The sequence below is a fragment of the Streptomyces sp. NPDC093252 genome (assembly GCF_040683675.1).
Classification (GTDB): Bacteria; Actinomycetota; Actinomycetes; order Streptomycetales; family Streptomycetaceae; genus Streptomyces.
This window is the reverse complement of record NZ_JBFBEM010000013.1, coordinates 219,441-239,559: the sequence shown is the minus strand read 5'-3', so window position 1 is coordinate 239,559 and position 20,119 is coordinate 219,441. Positions and strand designations below refer to the sequence as shown.

At 71.7% G+C, this 20,119-nt stretch carries 17 protein-coding genes, 1 tRNA gene and 2 pseudogenes; 13 read left to right on the top strand and 7 right to left on the bottom strand.

What is annotated here, in order from left to right:
* Positions 1-36 precede the first annotated feature (36 nt).
* Positions 37-1,629: a beta-N-acetylhexosaminidase gene (locus tag AB0O01_RS26745; protein WP_365317175.1), complete on the bottom strand. Its 1,593-nt coding sequence runs from the start codon at positions 1,627-1,629 to the stop codon at positions 37-39.
* Positions 1,630-1,705: 76 nt separating this feature from the next.
* On the opposite strand from AB0O01_RS26745, the gene AB0O01_RS26740 reads away from it, so the two are divergent.
* From AB0O01_RS26740 to glmS, 3 genes are all read left to right on the top strand, one after another.
* Positions 1,706-2,605 carry a DUF4429 domain-containing protein gene (locus AB0O01_RS26740; RefSeq protein WP_365317173.1) on the top strand — a complete coding sequence of 300 codons (900 nt, stop codon included), beginning with the start codon at positions 1,706-1,708 and terminating at the stop codon, positions 2,603-2,605.
* Between the two features lie 88 nt (positions 2,606-2,693).
* Complete coding sequence (locus AB0O01_RS26735; protein WP_365317171.1) at positions 2,694-2,951, top strand: hypothetical protein; 258 nt, start codon at positions 2,694-2,696, stop codon at positions 2,949-2,951.
* A 66-nt stretch (positions 2,952-3,017) separates the two neighbouring features.
* Positions 3,018-4,835, top strand: coding sequence for a glutamine--fructose-6-phosphate transaminase (isomerizing) (glmS, locus tag AB0O01_RS26730; RefSeq protein WP_365317169.1), 1,818 nt, complete (start codon positions 3,018-3,020; stop codon positions 4,833-4,835).
* A gap of 156 nt (positions 4,836-4,991) precedes the next feature.
* Here the strand turns inward: glmS and AB0O01_RS26725 are convergent, their stop codons facing one another.
* The gene (locus tag AB0O01_RS26725; RefSeq protein WP_365317167.1) at positions 4,992-5,519 is read right to left on the bottom strand and encodes a universal stress protein; all 528 of its coding nucleotides are present in this window, start codon (positions 5,517-5,519) and stop codon (positions 4,992-4,994) included.
* A 325-nt stretch (positions 5,520-5,844) separates the two neighbouring features.
* On the opposite strand from AB0O01_RS26725, the pseudogene AB0O01_RS26720 reads away from it, so the two are divergent.
* From AB0O01_RS26720 to AB0O01_RS26705, 4 genes and pseudogenes are all read left to right on the top strand, one after another.
* Positions 5,845-6,129, top strand: a pseudogene (locus tag AB0O01_RS26720) (hypothetical protein); the annotation flags it as partial.
* 618 nt (positions 6,130-6,747) lie between these two features.
* Entirely contained in the window at positions 6,748-7,965 is a 1,218-nt protein-coding gene (locus AB0O01_RS26715) for a helix-turn-helix domain-containing protein (RefSeq protein WP_365317166.1), read from the top strand.
* 184 nt (positions 7,966-8,149) lie between these two features.
* Entirely contained in the window at positions 8,150-8,752 is a 603-nt protein-coding gene (gene orn, locus AB0O01_RS26710) for an oligoribonuclease (protein ID WP_365317164.1), read from the top strand.
* A 115-nt stretch (positions 8,753-8,867) separates the two neighbouring features.
* Positions 8,868-8,940: transfer RNA gene (locus tag AB0O01_RS26705), tRNA-His, on the top strand.
* A gap of 104 nt (positions 8,941-9,044) precedes the next feature.
* Here AB0O01_RS26705 and AB0O01_RS26700 read toward each other — a convergent pair.
* Complete coding sequence (locus AB0O01_RS26700; protein ID WP_365317162.1) at positions 9,045-9,656, bottom strand: hypothetical protein; 612 nt, start codon at positions 9,654-9,656, stop codon at positions 9,045-9,047.
* 296 nt (positions 9,657-9,952) lie between these two features.
* On the opposite strand from AB0O01_RS26700, the gene AB0O01_RS26695 reads away from it, so the two are divergent.
* Positions 9,953-10,075 (top strand): hypothetical protein, encoded by a 123-nt coding sequence (locus AB0O01_RS26695; protein WP_365317160.1) that lies wholly within the window; start codon positions 9,953-9,955, stop codon positions 10,073-10,075.
* Here the strand turns inward: AB0O01_RS26695 and AB0O01_RS26690 are convergent.
* The gene (locus AB0O01_RS26690) at positions 10,051-10,551 is read right to left on the bottom strand and encodes a DUF6221 family protein (protein WP_365317159.1); all 501 of its coding nucleotides are present in this window, start codon (positions 10,549-10,551) and stop codon (positions 10,051-10,053) included. The two genes, AB0O01_RS26695 and AB0O01_RS26690, sit on opposite strands and share 25 nt — an antisense overlap.
* Complete coding sequence (locus tag AB0O01_RS26685; RefSeq protein ID WP_365317157.1) at positions 10,548-11,606, bottom strand: LacI family DNA-binding transcriptional regulator; 1,059 nt, start codon at positions 11,604-11,606, stop codon at positions 10,548-10,550. The genes AB0O01_RS26690 and AB0O01_RS26685 overlap by 4 nt, the downstream gene beginning before the upstream one ends.
* Before the next feature lie 478 nt (positions 11,607-12,084).
* Between AB0O01_RS26685 and AB0O01_RS26680 the strand changes: the two genes are divergently transcribed.
* The 4 genes and pseudogenes from AB0O01_RS26680 to AB0O01_RS26665 all read left to right on the top strand — a co-directional run bounded on the left by AB0O01_RS26680 (position 12,085) and on the right by AB0O01_RS26665 (position 17,064).
* Positions 12,085-13,410, top strand: coding sequence for an extracellular solute-binding protein (locus AB0O01_RS26680; protein ID WP_365317155.1), 1,326 nt, complete (start codon positions 12,085-12,087; stop codon positions 13,408-13,410).
* Between the two features lie 5 nt (positions 13,411-13,415).
* Positions 13,416-14,417, top strand: a pseudogene (locus tag AB0O01_RS26675) (sugar ABC transporter permease); the annotation flags it as partial.
* A gap of 88 nt (positions 14,418-14,505) precedes the next feature.
* On the top strand, positions 14,506-15,444 hold the full coding sequence (locus AB0O01_RS26670; RefSeq protein ID WP_365317154.1) for a carbohydrate ABC transporter permease: 939 nt from the start codon (positions 14,506-14,508) through the stop codon (positions 15,442-15,444).
* Positions 15,445-15,519: 75 nt separating this feature from the next.
* The gene (locus AB0O01_RS26665; protein ID WP_365317152.1) at positions 15,520-17,064 is read left to right on the top strand and encodes a GH1 family beta-glucosidase; all 1,545 of its coding nucleotides are present in this window, start codon (positions 15,520-15,522) and stop codon (positions 17,062-17,064) included.
* Between the two features lie 255 nt (positions 17,065-17,319).
* Here AB0O01_RS26665 and AB0O01_RS26660 read toward each other — a convergent pair whose 3' ends face one another.
* Positions 17,320-18,723, bottom strand: coding sequence for a HAMP domain-containing sensor histidine kinase (locus AB0O01_RS26660; protein WP_365317150.1), 1,404 nt, complete (start codon positions 18,721-18,723; stop codon positions 17,320-17,322).
* Positions 18,720-19,424: a response regulator transcription factor gene (locus tag AB0O01_RS26655; RefSeq protein WP_365317148.1), complete on the bottom strand. Its 705-nt coding sequence runs from the start codon at positions 19,422-19,424 to the stop codon at positions 18,720-18,722. Before AB0O01_RS26655 ends, AB0O01_RS26660 begins: the two co-directional genes overlap by 4 nt.
* 120 nt (positions 19,425-19,544) lie before the next feature.
* Here AB0O01_RS26655 and AB0O01_RS26650 point away from each other — a divergent pair, with 120 nt between their 5' ends.
* Positions 19,545-20,096, top strand: coding sequence for a hypothetical protein (locus tag AB0O01_RS26650; RefSeq protein ID WP_365317147.1), 552 nt, complete (start codon positions 19,545-19,547; stop codon positions 20,094-20,096).
* Positions 20,097-20,119 lie beyond the last annotated feature (23 nt).

Sequence of the window (20,119 nt, the reverse complement as noted above, 5' to 3'; positions counted from 1 at the left end):
ACCCACCCCACACCCGCACCCACCACCCCCTACCCCTCAGCTACCCCACGGCACCCCCTCAGCCCGATAAAACCCAACCCCCATAACCCCCCACCGCTCCCCCTGCTCCCCCAACCGAACCCGATAATCCGCCCACCCCCGCACCCCCACAGAAGACCACCCCAACTCAGCAACCCCCACCACCCGAGGAAACGCCATGAACTCCACCCCCGCAGAATCCACCAACGTCTCCGACCACAACGGCGCCTCAACCCCCCGCACCGCCCCCGCCGGCACCCCCGCCAGATAATCCCCCGGCTCCCACTCATACGACCGCCGCACATCCACATACCCCGCCCAGTCCAGCCCGAGCGGCGTATCGGCGTCGTACTTCATATCCAGGTACACGCGATCGGCCGGCGACAGAATGACCCCCGTACCCGCCCGCGCCGCCGCCGCGACCCGCTCCTTCTCCGCCGCGGGCGTCCCGTCGAGCCCCCAGTACTGCACCAGTGCACCCCGCGCGGGCACCGCGCCGGTGAGCTGGTGCCAGCCGACCACCGTCTTGCCGTACCGGGCCACCACCGGCTGGACCCGCTCCATGAACGCCGCGTAGTCCTCGTCGCTCGTGGAGTGCGCCTCGTCCCCGCCGATGTGCAGATACCGGCCCGGGGTGAGCGCCGCGATCTCCCGGATCACATCCTCGACGAAGTCATAGGTGACCTCCTTGCCCACGCACAGCGAACTGAAGCCGACCTCGGTCCCGGTGTAGAGCGGCGGCGCCACCCCGTCGCAGTTCAGCTCGGCGTAGGAGGCGAGGGCAGCGTTCGTGTGCCCCGGCAGATCGATCTCGGGAACGACCTCCAGATGCCGGGCGGCGCCGTACCGCACGATCTCCCGGTAGTCCGCCTTGGTGTAGTAACCGCCGGGACCGCCCCCGACCTCCGTCGACCCCCCGTACGTGGCGAGCCGCGGCCATGAGTCGATGGCGATGCGCCACCCCTGGTCGTCGCTGAGATGCAGATGCAGCTTGTTGAACTTGTAGAGGGCGAGCTGGTCGACGTACCGCTTCACCTCCTCGACCGAGAAGAAGTGCCGCGACACATCGAGCATGGCGCCGCGCCAGCCGTAGCGCGGGGTGTCCTCGATGGTGCCGCCGGCCACCCGCCAGGGGCCGGGCTGGACGGAGTCGTGCTCGACGGCGGCCGGGAGGAGCTGGCGCAGGGTCTGCACCCCGTGGAAGAGCCCGGCGGCGCGCTGCGCGGTGATGATGACGCCGCCACGCCCGCTGTCCAGGCGGTACCCCTCCTCACCGTAGGGGCCCTTGGCGAGCCGCAGGGTGATGCCCCCGGCGGCCTGGGCGGTGACGGGGAGCCGGTAACCGGTGGCGGGGCGCAGCAGATCGGCGAGGTAGTCGCCGACGCGGCGGGCGTCCCCGGAGTCGCCGACCCCGATCCGGGTCCGCTCGGTGATCCGGTACGGGACGCCGCCCGGTGCGACGGAGGCGGGCGCCGGAATGACCCGGCCGAGCGGGACGACGCCGTCCCCGGCGCCGGAGGCGGGCGCGGCGGCTCCGGTGAGGGAGGTGCCGACGCCGGTGACGAGGAGCAGGGAACCCAGAAGGCGGAACGTTCTGCGGTGCTGTCTCACAAGCCGGTTCCTTCCTTGCCTTGAGCCCGACAGATGCGCACCACTCTCTCGCGGCTGCGGTGGAACAATCCCTGGCATGGCGGAAATCATCCAGAGGGACGGCACCTGGGAGTTCGACGGGGACGCGCTGCGGCTGACGCCCGGCCGGGACAAGTCGGTCGGCCTGCTGCGCAGAACCCTCGGGGAACTCGTCGTCCCGCTGGGCGCGCTGGCCGGCGTCTCCCTCGAACAGGGACGACGGTCCGGGCGCCTGCGGCTCCGGCTGCGGGACGGCGCCGACCCGCTGCAACTGGCGACCGGAGGACGCCTGGCCGAGCCGCACGACCCCTACCAACTGGTCGTGGAGCCGGACCGGTACGGAGTCGCCGAGTACTTCGTGGACGAGGTGCGCAACGCGCTGCTGCTGGACCAGGTGCCGGGCGACCCGGTGGACGCCTATCTGCTCCCCGGCCCCGGGGTGCCGCTGTCGTTCTCGGCGGGGGACGCCACGGCGAGCTTCGACGGGGAGCGGGTGCGGCTGGAGTGGAACTGGAAGACGGAGGAGGCGAAGTCGGCGTCCGGCACCCGGGTCATCGCGATCGGCGAGATCTCGGCGGTGGAGTGGCATCCGGCGGCGGGCCTGGACAACGGTTTCCTCCGCTTCACCGTCCGCCACGCGCCGACCAAGGCCCCGCCGAAGTACGACCCCCACTCGGTGGATCTGTGGGGGTTCAAGAAGGACCCGCTGATGGCCCTGATCGCGGCGGCCGTGCAGGCCCGCCTGCCCCACCCGTCGGCCTCCGCCACCCCCGCCCCGGCGCCCACCGCCCCCGACACCCGCCCGCGCCTCACCAAGACCCCGGCGCGGCCCGCCCCCTCCGACGACCATGACGCGCTGCTGCGGCGCCTGCGGGAGCTGGGCGAACTGCACCGCGCGGGGGTACTGACCGACGAGGAGTTCACCCTGGCCAAACAGGCGGTCCTCCGCCGCATGTGACCCGATGAGCGGCCTCCCGGAGGGACTCCCTGCCCGAAACCGGGCAGAATTCTTGCGAAACCCTCCCCCATACCCCAGGATCAAGCGGGTGCACGACGACCTCGTAGATCACCTGACCCGCTCCACCCCCCTGAGCAGGGGCGAGGCACTCCGGGTGATCCAGGACGTACTCGCCTACTTCGACGAGACGACCGTCGACTACGTCCGCCGCCGCCACCGCGAGCTACAGGCCCAGGGCCTGGTGAACGCGACGATCTTCGAGCGGATCGAGACGGACCTCAAGTACCGGGCGGTGGCCCCCCCGGACCTGTCACAGCGCCAACTCCGCCGCATCGTCTACGGCTGACCCTCAAACCAGCCCCTCCCTCCCCCTCCTCCCCTCCCCCTCCCTCTACGACTAGGAACACCCCATATGTGCGGAATCGTCGGATACATCGGGAAGCGTGATGTGGCCCCGCTGCTCCTGGAGGGCCTCCAGCGCCTGGAGTACCGGGGCTACGACTCGGCCGGCCTCGTCGTCACCTCCCCCAAGGCCGCCGGGCTGCGGATGGTCAAGGCCAAGGGCCGGGTACGCGACCTGGAGGCGAAGGTCCCGGCCCGCTTCAAGGGCACCACCGGCATCGCCCACACCCGCTGGGCCACCCACGGCGCCCCCTCCGACCTCAACGCCCACCCGCACCTGGACGCCGAGGGCAAGGTCGCCGTCGTCCACAACGGCATCATCGACAACGCCGCCGACCTGCGCCGCAAGCTGGAGGCGGACGGGGTCGTCTTCCTCTCCGAGACCGACACCGAGGTCCTGACCCACCTCATCGCCCGCTCCCCGGCCGACAAGCTGGAGGACAAGGTCCGTGACACCCTCCGCCTGATCGAGGGCACCTACGGCATCGCCGTCCTGCACGCCGACTTCCCCGACCGGATCGTGGTGGCCCGCAACGGCTCCCCGGTCGTCCTCGGCATCGGCGAGCGGGAGATGTTCGTCGCCTCGGACATCGCCGCCCTGGTCACCCACACCCGGCAGATAGTGACCCTGGACGACGGCGAGATGGCCACCCTCAAGGCCGACGACTTCCGCACCTACACCACCGAGGGCACCCGCACCACCGCCGAGCCCACCACTGTCGAGTGGGAGGCCGCCTCCTACGACATGGGCGGCCACGACACCTACATGCACAAGGAGATCCACGAGCAGTCCGAGGCGGTGGACCGGGTGCTGCGCGGCCGGATCGACGACCGCTTCTCCACCGTCCACCTCGGCGGCCTCAACCTGGACGCCCGCGAGGCGCGCGCGGTCCGCCGGGTCAAGATCCTCGGCTGCGGCACCTCGTACCACGCGGGCATGATCGGCGCCCAGCTCATCGAGGAACTGGCCCGGATCCCCGCCGACGCCGAGCCCGCCTCCGAGTTCCGCTACCGCAACGCGGTCGTGGACCCCGACACCCTCTACATCGCCGTCTCCCAGTCCGGCGAGACCTACGACGTGCTGGCCGCCGTGCAGGAGCTGAAGCGCAAGGGCGGCAAGGTCCTCGGCGTGGTGAACGTGGTCGGCTCGGCCATCGCCCGCGAGGCGGACGGCGGGATGTACGTCCACGCGGGCCCGGAGGTCTGCGTCGTCTCCACGAAGTGCTTCACCAACACCACCGTCGCCTTCGCCCTGCTCGCCCTGCACCTGGGCCGGGTCCGGGACCTCTCGGTCCGCGACGGCAAGCGGATCATCGCGGGCCTGCGCCGGCTGCCCGCCCAGATCGCCGAGATCATGACGCAGGAACCCGAGATCGAGAAGCTCGCCCGCACCTACGCCGACGCCCGCTCGATGCTCTTCATCGGCCGGGTACGGGGCTACCCGGTCGCCCGCGAGGCATCCCTCAAGCTCAAGGAGGTCTCCTACATCCACGCCGAGGCATACCCGGCGTCCGAGCTGAAGCACGGCCCCCTGGCCCTGATCGAACCGGCCCTGCCCACGGTGGCGATCGTCCCCGACGACGACCTGCTGGAGAAGAACCGCGCCGCGATGGAGGAGATCAAGGCCCGCGAGGGCAAGATCCTCGCGGTCGCCCACCAGCCCCAGGAGAAGGCCGACCAGACGATCCTGGTCCCCAAGAACGAGGACGAACTCGACCCCATCCTCCTCGGCATCCCCCTCCAACTCCTCGCCTACCACACGGCCCTGACCCTGGGCCGAGACATCGACAAGCCCCGAAACCTGGCCAAGTCGGTAACAGTCGAGTAGCCCTCCGCCCCCAGCCGAACCCCGCAGCCCCTTCGTGGGGCGCGGGGAACTGCGCATTCTTTTCAGGGGCGCGGGAAACTGCGCGAACAGCAGCAGAAACGGCCCGGCCGCGTTCGCGGAGACCGGACCCTCGCAGGAGCCCTCGGGGAGCAACCCTCAGGGAATAACGATGACCGGCCGCTTGGCGCGCTTGGCGAGCCGCCCGGCGACCGAGCCGAACATCCGGCCCACCAGCCCGTGCGTGGAGCCCACGACGATCGCGTCCGCCTCGTACTCCCGCCCGACCTCTTCGAGTTCATGGCAGATGTCCCCGCCGCGCTCGACCAGGATCCAGGGCACCTCGGCGAGATAGTCCGCGCAGGCGAGTTCCAGTCCGAGCACCTCGGTGCGGTGGTCGGGGACATCGACGAAGACGGGGGGTTCGCAGCCCGCCCAGACGGTGGTGGGCAGCCGGTTGGCGACATGCACGATGATCAGACCCGCGTGGGAGCGGCGGGCCATGCCGATGGCGTACGCGAGGGCGCGCTCGCTGGAGGTGGAGCCGTCGAAACCGACGACGACGCCGTGCTTGAAGGCGGGGTCGCACGCGTGGCGTGGCTCTTCCGCCGCCAGGGGATCGGCCGCCGTGGGGTCGGCGACGGGCCGCTTGCGGTCCGCGGGTTCAAAGAATTCGTGACCGGCCATGGCTGTCTCGGCGTTGTGATCCTTTGTCGGGGAGGGACGACCGGGTGGACCGGATCGTCCGCGCTGTGTCCGGGAATCATCTTCCCAACCCCATACCCCCAAGGGTACGGCGGCACGCCTCCTTCGCCCAGATCCCGCACGGCCGCCCGGCGGGTTTCGTGGAGCATGCACGAGGGGGCGCCCGTCACGCAATGGTTGCTGCCCCGTACAGGCGGTTTGCACAGGATTCACCGCGCGGGAGGGTGATCGCCCGGCCGCTCGCTGACAGTGACCGTCCCGGGACGCGGGCGTTGAAGTGCGTGAACCACGCCACAGGGAGCATGCCATGTCCGCACCCCGTACCGTCCCCGCCGCGCCCCGCGCCACCGGCGGGGAGCCGCACCGGACCCCGGCCCCGCAGCACTCCCCGCCCGCGCCCCGGACATCCTTCGCCGCTCCCGACCCGGCCGGGGACGTGGTGCGCTGGGCGGTCTTCAGTTGCGTCCTCGTCCCGCTGGTCCTCCTCTGGTACGGCACCTCCCTGGCCGGAGCGGCCGGTACGGCGCTGGGACTCGCGGCGGTCACCGGGGTGTGCCGACTGCTGCTGCGGCGCGCGGAACGCCGGGCCGCCGAGGGGGAACTCCCGCCGCAGCACCCGGAGACGAACGTGGCGGCGCACCCGGAGACATACTCGGCGACGTACTCGGCGACAGACCCGACAGCCGGCCCGGTAGCGAACCCGGCACCGACCCCGGCCCACGGCACCAGCACCAGCACCAGCACCAGCACCAGCACCAGCCAGAAACGGCCCCCCTTCCCCCCGCACTTCCCCTCCCACCGGACCCCGTCCGCAGAGCCCCCCGCGACTGACCGGTTTCCGCACCCCGGCCCATAACTTTTCAGCCAACTTCTGCATACTGCGCATCCACTGGTCTGACGACCCCTCACGCACCGTTCGACCTGCACGGAAAGGGTCTCAGCCCGGCTCCGCACCCTACGCGGATTGGCCACCGCGACAAGGCGCACTTCCCTCTGCGCCGCGGGAGTGCAACGCTTCGTGATCGAATGCTTTACGCCAAGTTGCCAACTCGACCCTCCGCAGGGGTGCCAATCCGGTCACCTCCGTGGTGCGGGACGCAGTAGATTCGATCTTGACTGTCGTATGGCGGGGGACTCGTGCAGGACCGAGGGGAAACGTGCAGGAGCGACACAACCGAGGAGCCGCGACCACCGAGGGGGGCTTAGCAGGATGAGCCACGACTCCACTGCCGCGCCGGAAGCCGCGGCCCGGAAGCTGTCCGGGCGACGGCGCAAGGAGATCGTCGCGGTGCTGCTGTTCAGCGGCGGCCCCATCTTCGAGAGTTCCATACCGCTGTCGGTGTTCGGGATCGACCGCCAGGACGCCGGCGTTCCGCGCTACCGACTGCTGGTGTGCGGTGGCGAGGACGGTCCGCTGCGGACCACGGGGGGCCTGGAACTCAGTACACCGCATGGCCTGGAAGCCATCGCGCGGGCGGGCACGGTCGTCGTGCCGGCCTGGCGCTCGATCACTTCCCCGCCCCCGGAGGACGCGCTCGACGCGCTGCGCCGGGCGCACGAGGAAGGCGCGAGGATCGTCGGGCTGTGCACCGGCGCCTTCGTCCTCGCGGCGGCGGGCCTGCTGGACGGCCGCCCGGCGACCACGCACTGGATGTACGCGCCGACGCTGGCCAAGCGCTATCCGTCCGTCCATGTCGATCCCAGAGAACTCTTCGTGGACGACGGCGACGTACTGACATCGGCGGGGACCGCCGCCGGAATCGATCTGTGTCTGCACATCGTGCGCACGGACCACGGCAACGAGGCCGCCGGGGCACTGGCCCGCCGGCTGGTCGTCCCACCGCGCCGGAGCGGAGGCCAGGAACGCTACCTGGACCGCTCTTTACCAGAGGAGATCGGCGCCGACCCGCTCGCCGAGGTCGTCGCCTGGGCGCTGGAGCACCTCCACGAGCAGTTCGACGTGGAGACCCTGGCGGCCCGCGCCTACATGAGCCGCCGCACCTTCGACCGCCGCTTCCGCTCGCTGACCGGCAGCGCGCCGCTCCAGTGGCTGATCACCCAGCGGGTGCTCCAGGCGCAGCGGCTGCTGGAGACGTCGGACTACTCGGTGGACGAGGTGGCGGGCCGCTGCGGCTTCCGCTCGCCGGTCGCCCTGCGCGGCCACTTCCGCCGCCAGCTCGGCTCCTCACCGGCCGCGTACCGGGCCGCGTACCGGGCCCGGCGTCCGCAGGTGGACAAGTCGTCCGACCAGGATCACCACGGCTCGGCACCGCCGGGTCCGCCCCCGTCCCCCCACCTCCCCCCGCCGCACTCCCTGCACCCGGATCCGCCGGTGCCGCTCCAGGCCCGCCGCACCCCGGCGACGGCGAGCGCGCTCGGCGCGGGAGCACCCCTGGCGAGCCTGCCGGGCCAGCGGAGCGGGGCATGAGCGCGGGCCGGTAGGCACGGGTTCGTCCGACAGAGTCGGCACAGAGTCGGCAGAGTCGGCACAGAGTCGGCAGAGTCGGCAGCGGGGGGTGGGGGCGCACCCCACCCCCCGCTGCCGATCGCGCTCCGCGCTCCGGGGCGACGCGGGGCACCGCACAGGCGGACCTCGGCCGTAGGGTGGTCGCATGAACGATCGCATGGTGTGGATCGACTGCGAGATGACCGGCCTCTCGCTGTCGGACGACGCGCTCATCGAGGTGGCCGCCCTCGTCACGGACTCCGAGCTGAATGTGCTCGGCGACGGCGTGGACATCGTCGTCCGTCCGCCGGACGCCGCGCTGGAGACGATGCCGGAGGTGGTCCGGGAGATGCACACCGCGTCCGGACTGCTCACCGAGCTGGCCGGCGGCACCACGCTCGCCGACGCCGAGGAGCAGGTCCTGGCGTATGTGCGCGAGCACGTCAAGGAACCCGGCAAGGCCCCGCTGTGCGGCAACTCCGTCGGCACCGACCGCGGCTTCCTGCTGCGGGACATGCCGACGCTGGAGGGCTACCTCCACTACCGGATCGTCGATGTCTCCAGCGTCAAGGAGCTGGCCCGCCGCTGGTACCCGAGGGCGTACTTCAACAGCCCCGAGAAGAACGGCAACCACCGCGCCCTGGCCGACATCCGCGAGTCCATCGCCGAGCTGCGCTACTACCGCGAGGCGATCTTCGTCCCGCAGCCGGGACCGGACTCCGACACCGCCAGAGCCATCGCCGCACAGCACGTCCTGCCTGCGCAGTAACCGTGTTCCGGGGCCCCGCGCGAGCCCCGGAAAAGCCGGGCGCGAGCACCCCTTCGGACCCTGTACACTTTTTCTCGGCCGGTCGGAGAGACGCCAGTTTCCACCGCCGGTCATGGTGGGTGTAGCTCAGTTGGTAGAGCACCTGGTTGTGGTCCAGGTGGCCGCGGGTTCGAGTCCCGTCACTCACCCTCAATCGATCAAGGGCCCGACCTGATGAATCAGGTCGGGCCCTTGGTGTTTCCCCGGACGCCACACCGGACACCGTCCGAGAGCGGCGGCGCCCCAAGGGGGGTCAGGAGAAGTAGGGGCTCCAGCGGCCGAGGCGGGCCAGTAGTTTTCGGGCGGCGTCCTCGTCGAGGCCGAGTGCGGTGGCCGCCTCTGCGCGGGAGGCATCCCCCCGGGCGCCCCGGGCCGCCCAGTATCCGGCGTCCTCGGCGGTCACCTCCATACGGCGGACCGCCCGCACCGCGGCCAGGGGCGAGGTCTTCCCCAGCTTCTCGATCGACTCCCGCACCTGCTCCAGCAGCCGGGTGATGTCCTCCGGCACGGGGACGGCGGACGCCGCCACCTCGGTGGTGTGGGCGTCCCAGTCGCTCTCGCCCCGGTACGCCGTGCCCGCGCCGGCCTCGTCCAGTCGCCGGTCGCCGATCGCGTCCCAGTCGAGCGGATGTGCCGGGCCGGACCAGCCGCAGGAGCACACACCCTGTAAGGCGGCGGCCCTGGGGACGTGGGAGAACCTGCCGTCGTAGACGCTCCAGTGGGAGATCGGCTCCCCGGCGCTGCCGGAGCCGATGTCGAAGTAGGCGGGGCCCGGGACCGTGCCGTCATCGAGAAGGACCCCGACGGCACCGGTGTGCGAGGCGCCGAACTCGTCTGTCGTCCATGTCTCACGTCTGCCTGTCATGGCACCTCTTCCTCCACGCTGTCCACCGCCGCCCGGGGGTGTGGGCGGCGCTGGGCACGACGATGCCGGACGGGGGGTGGTGGGGGTGGTGGATTTCCCGGAAGAGTCATCGTTCGGGGTCTCGCTCCACGGGCGGATCCGCCGGTTCGAGGAGGAGGCGCGCTGAGGGGCGTCGGCCGGCCGTCCGTCCCTCGCCTGCGGCCCCTCCGGTGGGGGTGCGGCACACCGGTCGACGCGGACGCGATGCCCGGAGCTTAGGGTGGACCCATGACCTGCACTCCGCTCCTGGAGACCTCGTGATCATCCCCTTGCTGGTCGGGGCGGCCGTCGTGCTGGCCGTCGCCGCCGCCTGGATCGGCGCCGTCTTCTGCCGGGAGGTCCGCGCCCGGCGTCTTCAGGGCCGCCACTGCGCCCGGTAGCCGGGCTGGTCCGCGTACGGCAGGGCCAGCAGACGCAGCACATGGTCCGTGGACGGGGACGGCGGCGCGGTCAGGGCCCAGGCCAGGACGCGGCGCTTGGCGTCGGTCTCGGCCAGGACCCGCGCCGGGTCGTGGCGGACGATGTGCGCGCCCACGGCCGCGTCCACCTCCCGGGCGAGATCGATGCCGAACTGCGGGAGTTCGCCGGAGCGCCGGGTCGGCCAGGTCTCCTCGCTGCGCAGGGCCACCACGGCGCCCTCGCCATCCGGGGCCTCGCAGGTGACGAACTCCGCGCGGTCCGGGTCGGGGAGTACGGGCTCGTCGGTCTCCGGGTCCTCCCAGCGCCAGCGCACCCCGGCCCCGGGGCCCGGCTCACCGTGGCGGCGGCTCGCCGCCCGTGCCGAGCGCTCGTCCTCGTCGAGCCGGGCGGACAGCCAGTGGGCCAGGGCGGGAATCCGCGCGTCGGGGGTGTTCACGCGGAGGTGCGGACGACGAGTTCCGTCGCCAGGACCACCTGGTGCCCGGTGCGCGGGGGCGGCGGCGGGGCCGGGCGGCGGGCGGCTATCTCGGTGAGCAGCAGGTCGATCATGCTGCGGCCCATCTCCTCGATGGGCTGGCGGACGCTGGTCAGGGGCGGGTCCATGTGCCGGGCGATGGCGGAGTCGTCGTAGCCGACGAGGGCCACGTCGTCCGGGATGCGGCGGCCGGCCTCGCGGAGGATGTGGCGGGCGCCGGCCGCGGTGACGTCGGAGGCGGCGAAGACCGCGTCCAGGTCGGGGCGGCGGGCCAGCAGCGCGGTCATCGCGCGGGCGCCCCCGTCCTCGGTGAAGTCGCCGCGCTCGACGAGGAGTTCGTCCAGCGGGCGGCCGGAGTCGCGCAGGGCGTCGCGGTAGCCGTCCAGGCGGCGCTGGGCACCGTAGACATCGAGGCGGCCGGTGATGTGGGCGATGCGGGTGCGGCCCCGCGCGAGCAGGTGCTCGACCGCGGAGCGGGCGCCGCCGTAGTTGTCGGAGTCGACGGAGGGGAGGGCCTCGGCCGCCGAGCGGGGGCCGCTGATGACCGCGGGGATCTCCAGCTCCGCCAGCAGATCCGGGAGCGGGTCGTCGGCGTGCACCGAGACCAGCAGGACGCCGTCGACCCGGTGGGCGGCGAGGTACTGGGCGAGGCGGGCCCGCTCCCGGTCGCTGCCCGCGAAGATCAGCAGCAACTGCATCTCGGTGTCGGCCAGTTCGGCGCCCACCCCGCGCAGCATGTCGGAGAAGTAGGGCTCGGCGAAGAAGCGGGTCTCCGGCTCGGGGACGACCAGGGCGATGGCGTCGGTGCGGTTGGCGGCCAGGGCGCGGGCGGCGGTGTTGGGGACGTAGCCGAGTTCGGCGACGGCGGCCTCGACGGCGGCGCGGGTGGTGGCGCTGACCCGGGGCGAGCCGTTGATCACGCGCGAGACCGTGCCGCGGCCCACGCCCGCGCGTGCGGCGACCTCTTCGAGGGTCGGCCGCCCGGCCCCTCGGCCGCGCGTTCCCTGGACTGCCATCGGCTCGCCCTTCCGTCGTCACCCTGGCCTGGAATGTAACAGTGGCGCCCGTCACGTGAGCGGCACGGGCCCCGACCCGCGTCAACCGGGGGCGCCCCGGTCCCCGGTTAACGGGCCGATAACTGAACGCGGCCCGTCGCGTCCGGTCCCTTGACACCCCCGCCGGGAGCCACGACCCTTCAACACATCATCGATGGGAGCGCTCCCACAGCCCTCACGATACCCGTGGCCTCCACATCCCGCACGCATTCCCGCAGTCGTTCCCGCACGCATGCCACCCGTCGTTCCGGCATGCATTCCACCCGTCGTCCCGGCACGCACCACCGCAGTCGTTCTTTTGGTTGATCCCTGAGTCATTCCCGTACCTGATCCGGGACTTGTTCCCCGGATGGACCCCCGCACCCCGCACTCCCGCCCGCGCACACTCCCCACCCCATCCCGCACGTTCCCCGCCCGTCGGGGCGACAGGAGGACGCACATGCGAGCACCCGCACCTTCCCGGATCATCCGCCGTCAGGCGCTCGTCCTCGCGGCCGTCGTGTCGCTGGGCGCCGGTCTGCTGGCCGGCTGTGCCGACGACGGCGACAACGAGTCGGACACCTCGGACGGCGGTGGCGGCGGCACGACCACCCTCACGCTGGGGCTGTTCGGCGCGATGGGCTTCAAGGAGGCCGGTCTCTACGACGAGTACATGAAGCTCCACCCCGACATCACCATCAAGGAGAACGTCACCGAGCGCAACGAGAACTACTACCCGGCCCTGGTGAACCATCTGACCACCGGCAGCGGGCTGATGGACATCCAGGCCGTCGAGGTCGGCAACATCGCCGAGGTGGTGAACACCCAGTCGGAGAAGCTGCTCGACCTGTCGGAGTACGGGAAGGAGAGCGACTTCCTGGAGTGGAAGTGGCAGCAGGCCACCACCATGGATGGCGCGACCATAGGACTCGGCACCGATGTGGGGCCGATGGCCATCTGCTACCGCAAGGACCTCTTCGAGGCCGCCGGACTGCCCTCCGAGCGGGAGGAGGTCGGGAAGCTGTGGGCGGGCTCCTGGGACAGGTTCGTCGAGGTCGGACGGCAGTACCAGGACCGGGCCCCGGACGAGACCACCTTCCTGGACTCCCCCGGCGGCCTCATCCAGGCCATCCTGGGCAGCGAGACCGAGCGGTTCTACGACTCCTCCGGCGAGGTCGTCTACAAGACCAACCCGGCGGTGAAGGACGCGTTCGACCTGACCGCGCGGGCCGCCGAGGAGGGACTCGTCGGCAATCAGACGCAGTTCCAGCCCGCCTGGGACACCACCATCGCCAACAGCCGGTTCGCGGCGATGTCCTGCCCGCCGTGGATGCTCGGGTACATCAAGGGCAAGTCGCAGCCGGAGGCGGCCGGGAAGTGGGACGTGGCCGCCGCCCCGAGGGCCGGCAACTGGGGCGGGTCGTTCCTCGCCGTGCCGAAGTCCGGCAAGAACGCCGAGGCCGCCGCCGAACTGGCCGCCTGGCTGACCGCGCCCGAGCAGCAGGCCAAGCTGTTCGACGTGCAGGGCAGCTTCCCCAGCGCCCCGGCCGCCTACGAGATGCCCGAGGTCAGGGACGCCACCAACGAGATGACCGGTGACGCCCCCATCGGCACCCTCTTCGCCGAGGCCGCCAAGAGCAGTCCCGTGCAGGTGATCGGCCCGAAGGACCAGATCATCCAGCAGGGCCTGACCGACAACGGGGTCATCCTGGTCGCCCAGGGCAAGTCGGCCCAGGAAGCCTGGGAGACGGCCGTGAAGACCATCGACAACAACCTGGACAAGTGACCGGTATGGCCGCCCGGCACGACACCGCCGCCGTGCCCCTCTCCCCGGAGGGGGGCACGGCCCCGGCCGGCGCGGGCGCCCCCACCGGGCCCGGGGCGCGCCGCCGCGCCCGGCTGTCCCGCCGCCGGCAGCGGGACATGAGGTGGAGCCCGTACGCGTTCGTCTCGCCGTTCTTCGTGCTGTTCCTGGCGTTCGGGCTGTTTCCGCTGCTGTACACCGGCTGGGCCTCGCTGCACCAGGTGGAGCTGACCGCACCGACCAACATGGACTGGGTAGGACTGCGCAACTACACCCGGATCCTCGACGACGACTTCTTCTGGAACGCCGCCCGCAACACCATCACGATCGGGATCATCTCGACCGTTCCGCAGTTGCTGATCGCGCTCGGGATCGCGCACCTCCTCAACTACCGGCTGCGTGCCTCGACCTTCTACCGGGTCGTCATGCTCGCCCCCTACGCCACCTCGATCGCCGCCGCGTCGCTGGTGTTCGTGCTGCTCTTCGGCCGGGACTACGGCATGATCAACTGGGCGATCGGGGCGATCGGGATCGATCACATCGACTGGCAGAACGACACCTGGGCGTCCCAGATCGCCGTTTCGACCATCGTCATCTGGCGCTGGACCGGCTACAACGCGCTGATCTATCTCGCCGCGATGCAGGCGATCCCGCATGATCTGTACGAGTCGGCGGCCCTGGACGGGGCGAGCCGGTGGCGGCAGTTCCTGCATGTGACCCTGCCGTCGCTGCGGCCGACCATCCTGTTCACCTGTGTCGTTTCGACCATCGGTGCGTCTCAGTTGTTCGGTGAACCACTGTTGTTCGATGCGAACAAGGGTGCCTCGGGCGGCTCCCAGCACCAGTTCCAGACGCTCGGGCTGTATCTGTACGAGCAGGGCTGGATCAATCAGCATCTGGGCCGTGCCTCGGCCATCGCCTGGACGATGTTCCTGATCCTGATCGTGATCGGACTCGTCAACTACGTGATCTCGCGCCGACTGCGCGCCGGCGGTGGCGGTAGCGATAGCAGTGGCGGTGGCGCCAGCGGTAGCGGTAGCGGTAGCGCCGGTCGGGCCAGTGGTTAGGAGAACGGGCGTGACGACGACATTGACTCCCCCCGAGCAGCCGGCCGCCGAGGCCGGACGCCCGTCGCGGCGGGGCCCGGGGCGCCGAGGCCCGAAGCGCCGGGTCCCGAAGGCGGCCCGCGCGGGCGGCCAGCGCCACGCCGGGCCGATCGCCTACGCGATCCTCGCGCTGTTCACCCTGGGCTCGCTGTTCCCGCTGGTGTGGACGGCCATCGCCGCCTCCCGCGACAACCAGCGGCTCGCCGAGACCCCGCCGCCGTTCTGGTTCGGCGCCAATCTGCTGGACAACCTGGAGACGGCCTGGACGGACGCCAACCTCGGCGAGGCGTTCCTCAACACCACGATCGTGGCCGGGATCGCGTCCGGGACGGTCGTGTTCCTCTCGACCATCGCCGGGTTCGCCTTCGCCAAACTGCGGTTCCGGGGCCGGGGCGCGCTGATGCTGCTCGTGATCGGGACGATGATGGTGCCGCCGCAGCTCAGTGTGATCCCGCTCTACATGATGGTCGCCGAGCTGGACTGGACCGATCAGCTCCAGGCGGTGATCCTGCCATCGCTCGTGAGCGCGTTCGGAGTGTTCTTCATGCGGCAGTATCTGATCTCCGCGCTGCCGGACGAGCTGATCGAGGCCGCCCGGGTGGACGGCGCGAGCAGTTGGCGCGTGGTGTGGCACATCGTGTTCCCGGCGGCCCGCCCGGCGATGGCGGTGCTGGGCATGCTGATGTTCGTCCAGACCTGGAACGACTTCCTGTGGCCGTTCCTGGTGCTCACCCAGACCGGCAACCCGACCGTGCAGGTGGCGGTCGCCGGACTGGGCCGGGGATACACGCCCGACCAGTCACTGATCATGGCGGGCGCCCTGCTGGGCACGCTGCCGCTGCTGCTGGTGTTCACGATCTTCGGCAAGCAGATCGTGGGCGGGATCATGCAGGGGGCGGTCAAGGGGTGAGGCCGTCACCGCCCCCTGCCCGTCCCCGCCTGCCTGCCTGCCCCGGCCCCATCCCCTACCTCTGGGAGCGCTTCCATGGCATCCGCTTCATCCGCGTCGTCCACGTCATCCACGGCGTCTGCTTCATCCCCGTCACCCGCGTCGTCCACGGCATCCGCTTCCTCCACGTCATCCCGGTCCGAGTCCGTGCTGTCGCCGAGCCCGGCCGCCTTCCCGGCGGGGTTTCTCTGGGGTGCCGCCACCTCCGCCTATCAGATCGAGGGCGCGGCGCGGGAGGGCGGTCGTACTGCGTCGATCTGGGACACCTTCAGTCATACGCCGGGCCGTACGGCCGGGGGTGAGCACGGGGACATCGCCGTCGACCACTACCACCGCTACCGCGAGGACGTGGCGCTGATGGCGGAGCTGGGGCTGAACGCCTACCGGTTCTCGGTGTCCTGGCCCCGGGTGCAGCCCACCGGACGGGGTCCTGCCGTGCAGGTGGGGCTGGACTTCTACCGGCGGCTGGTGGACGTGCTGCTCGCCCGGGGCATCAAACCGGCGGTCACCCTCTACCACTGGGACCTGCCGCAGGAACTGGAGGACGCGGGCGGCTGGCCGGAGCGGGAGACGGCGTACCGGTTCGCCGAGTACGCGCAGTTGGTCGGGGAGGCGCTCGGTGACCGGGTGGAGCAGTGGATCACCTTGAACGAGCCCTGGTGCAGCGCGTTCCTCGGCTATGGCTCGGGGGTGCACGCGCCGGGCCGGACCGATCCGGTGGCCGCGCTGCGGGCCGCGCACCATCTCAATCTGGCGCACGGGCTGGCCGCCTCGGCGTTGCGGTCGGTGATGCCGGAGCGCAACGCGGTCGCCGTCAGCCTCAACTCCTCGGTGGTGCGGCCCGTGTCGGGGGACGCCGCCGATCTGGCCGCCGTCCGGCGCATCGACGATCTCGCCAACGGGGTGTTCCACGGCCCGATGCTGCACGGCGCCTACCCCGGAACGCTGCTGGCGGACACCGCGCCGCTCACCGACTGGTCGTTCGTCCGGGACGGGGACCTCGCCGCGATCCGGCAGCCGCTGGACGCGCTGGGGCTGAACTACTACACGCCCGCGCTGGTCTCCGGCCCGGTCGCCGGTGGCCCGGCGGGTCCCGGCGCGCGGGCCGACGGTCACGGTGCCAGCGCGCACTCGCCCTGGCCGGGCGCGGACGACGTGGTGTTCCATCAGACGCCGGGCGAGCGGACCGGGATGGGCTGGACCGTCGACCCGAGCGGGCTGCACGAGCTGATCACGCGCTACGCGCGGGAGGCACCCGGACTGCCGCTCTACATCACGGAGAACGGGGCCGCCTACGAGGACGCGCCGGGCCCGGACGGGCGGGTGCACGACCCCGAGCGGATCGCCTATCTGCACAGCCATCTGTCGGCCGTGCGCCACGCCCTCGCGGACGGCGCCGATGTGCGCGGCTACTACCTGTGGTCGCTGATGGACAACTTCGAGTGGGCGTACGGGTACGGGAAGCGGTTCGGGGCGGTGTACGTGGACTACGCGACGCTGGAGCGGACGCCGAAGTCCAGCGCGCACTGGTACGGACAGGCGGCGCGGACGGGTGTGCTGCCGGGGATCGGGGCGGTGTAGCGGGGGGGTGGGGTGGTTGGGGGGGCTTGGCGGTTCTTTTCTTGGGGGGGGGGGAAGCGGGGCGCGACACCATATGGGGGGGGAGGTGTCGCGCCCCGTCGACTCCCCTCGGGGTCCGGGCGTGTCAGGGCGCCTTAGCCAGGGGAGGTCGGGGCGCCGAGGCGATGCCCTCTTGGGGGAACACCTCACACGCTACCGAAGCGGAACCGGGCACATCACCTGTAACGGGCGCCGATCGGGATCCTTAGGGTGGGCTTAAGGAAGGGATCGGGGCCGGTTAAGCGAGGGGACCAGCCGGCGGGGCCGGCGTCTCCGCATCCCCCCGCGATGCCCCCGCCGCTCCGGCCTGCGCCCGTCGAGCTGGATCCAGATCCGCACCTCGGTGCCGCCCAGCACCGACGACCCGATCCGTACGTCCCCGCCGGTGGACTCGGCGAGGCGGCGCACGATGTCCAGGCCGAGCCCGGTCGAGCCGTCGCTGCCGGAGCCGCTGCCCCGGGCCATGGCCTCCTCGGGGTCGGCGATGCCCTCCCCGGCGTCCGAGACCAGCACGATCACCGCGTCCTCCCCGTTGTGCAGGTCGACCGCGAAGGCGGTGCCCTCCCGGGTGTGCCGGAAGACATTGCCGAGCAGCGCGTCGAGCGCGGCGGCCAGATCGGCGCGGGCCACCGGTATCCGGACCGGGGTCTCCGCCCCCGCCACCCGCCACTTGCGGCCCTCGTCCTCGGCGAGCGCGGACCAGAAGCCCATCCGCTCACGCACCACCTCGGCCGCGTCGCACCCGGCGCCCGGCCCGGCGGCGACGGTCTGCGGCTTGGCCTCCCGGGCGGTCCGGATGATGGTGTCGACCTCGCGCTCCAGTTGGGCGACGGCCGCGCGGGTCTGGTCGGCGGCCGGGCCCTCGCCCAGGGAGGCCGCGTTCAGCCGGAGCACGGTCAGCGGGGTGCGCAGCCGGTGGGAGAGGTCGGCGGCCAGCTCCCGCTCGTTGTGCAGGAGCTGGACGACCTGGTCGGCCATCGAGTTGAACGCGACCGCCGCGAGCCGCAGTTCGGTCGGGCCCTCCTCGGGGACCCGGGCGCCGAGCCGGCCGTCGCCGAGTTCGCGCGCGCCCTCGACCAGCCGCTGGGCGGGGCGGACCATCCGGGCGCCGAGCCGGTCGGCGACCGCGACCGAGCCGACGATCAGGGCGAGGCCGACCCCGGCGAGCACCGCCCACGCCGTGCTCACCCCCCGGCTTACGGCGGCGTCGGCGACGTACACCTCGACCACGGCGATCTGGCCGGAGCTGAGCGCCACCGGCTGGAGCAGCGCGGAGCCCTCGGGGACCTCGGCGGTGGAGGCGCGGCCCAGGCTGCGGGTGGCCTCGATGTCCTCGGGCAGGGCGCGGGGCACGCCGATCCCGGCCGTCGACGTACCGCTGGCCGTCGGCAGATGGACCGCCATCCGGTCGTCGGAGCCGGCCGCGGCCATCGCCCGCCGGAGCTGCTCGCGGTCGGTGGTGATGGACAGCGCGGGGGCGATCTCCGCCGCGTCCCGTTCGGCGTTGGAGAACGCGCGGTCGCGGGCCATCTCCTGGATGACCAGGCCGAGCGGTACCGCGAAGGCGACGACGACCATGGCGGTGACCGCTAGCGAGACCTTGACCAGTGCCCATCTCATCGCGGCGGCTCCACTCCCGGTGGCTCCAGCTTCACTCCGACGCCGCGCAAGGTGTGCAGATAGCGCGGACGGGCCGCGGTCTCGCCCAGTTTCCGGCGCAGCCAGGACAGATGGACGTCGATGGTCTGGTCGTCGCCGTAGGACTGCTGCCAGACCTCGGCCAGCAGTTCACGCCGGGGCACCACCACGCCGGGGCGGCCGGCCAGGAACGCCAGCAGGTCGAACTCCCTCCGGGTCAGGTCCAGTCGCTCACCGTCCAGCTCGGCCTGGCGGCGCAGCGGGTCGACGGTCAGACCGCCCACCCGCAGCACCGGCGAGGGCGGGGCCTCCCCGGCGGTGGACCGGGAGCGGCGCAGTACGGCGGCGATCCGCGCGGAGAGGTGCTCCACGGAGAACGGCTTGGTCAGATAGTCGTCCGCCCCGTCGTTGAGCAGCCGCACGATCTCCGTCTCGTCGTCCCGCGCGGTGGCGATGATCACGGGGACGTCGGTGATGCCGCGCAGCATCTTGAGCGCCTCGGCGCCGTCCAGGTCGGGCAGTCCGAGGTCGAGGATGACCACGTCGAAACGGAAATGGGCGACCTCGCGCAGCGCCTCCAGCGCCGTACCGACACTGCGCACGGTGTGCGCGGCCTCCGTCAGATGCCGGATGAGCGCCGAGCGTACGAACTGGTCGTCCTCGACCACGAGCACACTTGCCATGCGCGGCACCGTACGCCATACGGGCGACACCCATCGGCCGCCTGTGGACAACTCCCGGGTTGTGGAAAAGAGTCACGGCGGTGGGACACCAGCGGGGCGGGTGGGGCAGGATGGCCCCCGATGCTCCGAGGACTCATACACGTACTGGCTTGGTCGCTCGCCACGGGCGCGGCGGTCACGCTGTCCTGGTGGGGTGTCCACACGGTGATGGTGGCGACGGCCTACGAGGCGCCGCGCGCGCTGCCGGTGACCGCGGCGGACGAGGCGGACGAACGGCCGGAACCGCAGGTCACGCCCACCGTGCCGGAGTCGTCGGAGCCGCCGCGGAGCAGTGCGCCGGCGCCGCCGAGCGAGCCCCCGGCCGCCTCGGGCAGCACCCCGCCCGCCACCGGCCCCGCCACCTCCCCCGCCGCCCCGAGCACCCCGGCCACGACCCCGCCCCCCGCCTCCGGCACGGTCCGGAGCTATGACACCGAGGCCGGTCGGGCGGTGTTCGACATCGGCGCCGCCTCCGCGACGCTGGTGACGGCCAAGCCCAACGCGGGCTGGTCGATGCAGGTCTGGACGCTGGACACCTGGATCCGGGTGGAGTTCTCCTCCGGCGCCGAGCGGGTATCGGTGTTCTGCACCTGGCACGACGGGCCGCCCCGGGTGGAGGTGGGGACGTACTAGCCCTGTTCCGGGCGCTGTTGGGT

What these genes read in the sequence shown, in the direction of transcription:
- AB0O01_RS26715 (WP_365317166.1), top strand. Translation starts at nt 6,748, where the DNA reads ATGAGCCACGACTCCACTGCCGCGCCGGAAGCCGCGGCCCGGAAGCTG.
- AB0O01_RS26680 (WP_365317155.1), top strand. Translation starts at nt 12,085, where the DNA reads ATGCGAGCACCCGCACCTTCCCGGATCATCCGCCGTCAGGCGCTCGTC.
- AB0O01_RS26685 (WP_365317157.1), bottom strand. Translation starts at nt 11,606, where the DNA reads ATGGCAGTCCAGGGAACGCGCGGCCGAGGGGCCGGGCGGCCGACCCTC.
- AB0O01_RS26725 (WP_365317167.1), bottom strand. Translation starts at nt 5,519, where the DNA reads ATGGCCGGTCACGAATTCTTTGAACCCGCGGACCGCAAGCGGCCCGTC.
- AB0O01_RS26655 (WP_365317148.1), bottom strand. Translation starts at nt 19,424, where the DNA reads ATGGCAAGTGTGCTCGTGGTCGAGGACGACCAGTTCGTACGCTCGGCG.
- AB0O01_RS26650 (WP_365317147.1), top strand. Translation starts at nt 19,545, where the DNA reads ATGCTCCGAGGACTCATACACGTACTGGCTTGGTCGCTCGCCACGGGC.
- AB0O01_RS26665 (WP_365317152.1), top strand. Translation starts at nt 15,520, where the DNA reads ATGGCATCCGCTTCATCCGCGTCGTCCACGTCATCCACGGCGTCTGCT.
- AB0O01_RS26700 (WP_365317162.1), bottom strand. Translation starts at nt 9,656, where the DNA reads ATGACAGGCAGACGTGAGACATGGACGACAGACGAGTTCGGCGCCTCG.
- AB0O01_RS26660 (WP_365317150.1), bottom strand. Translation starts at nt 18,723, where the DNA reads ATGAGATGGGCACTGGTCAAGGTCTCGCTAGCGGTCACCGCCATGGTC.
- glmS (WP_365317169.1), top strand. Translation starts at nt 3,018, where the DNA reads ATGTGCGGAATCGTCGGATACATCGGGAAGCGTGATGTGGCCCCGCTG.
- orn (WP_365317164.1), top strand. Translation starts at nt 8,150, where the DNA reads ATGAACGATCGCATGGTGTGGATCGACTGCGAGATGACCGGCCTCTCG.
- AB0O01_RS26740 (WP_365317173.1), top strand. Translation starts at nt 1,706, where the DNA reads ATGGCGGAAATCATCCAGAGGGACGGCACCTGGGAGTTCGACGGGGAC.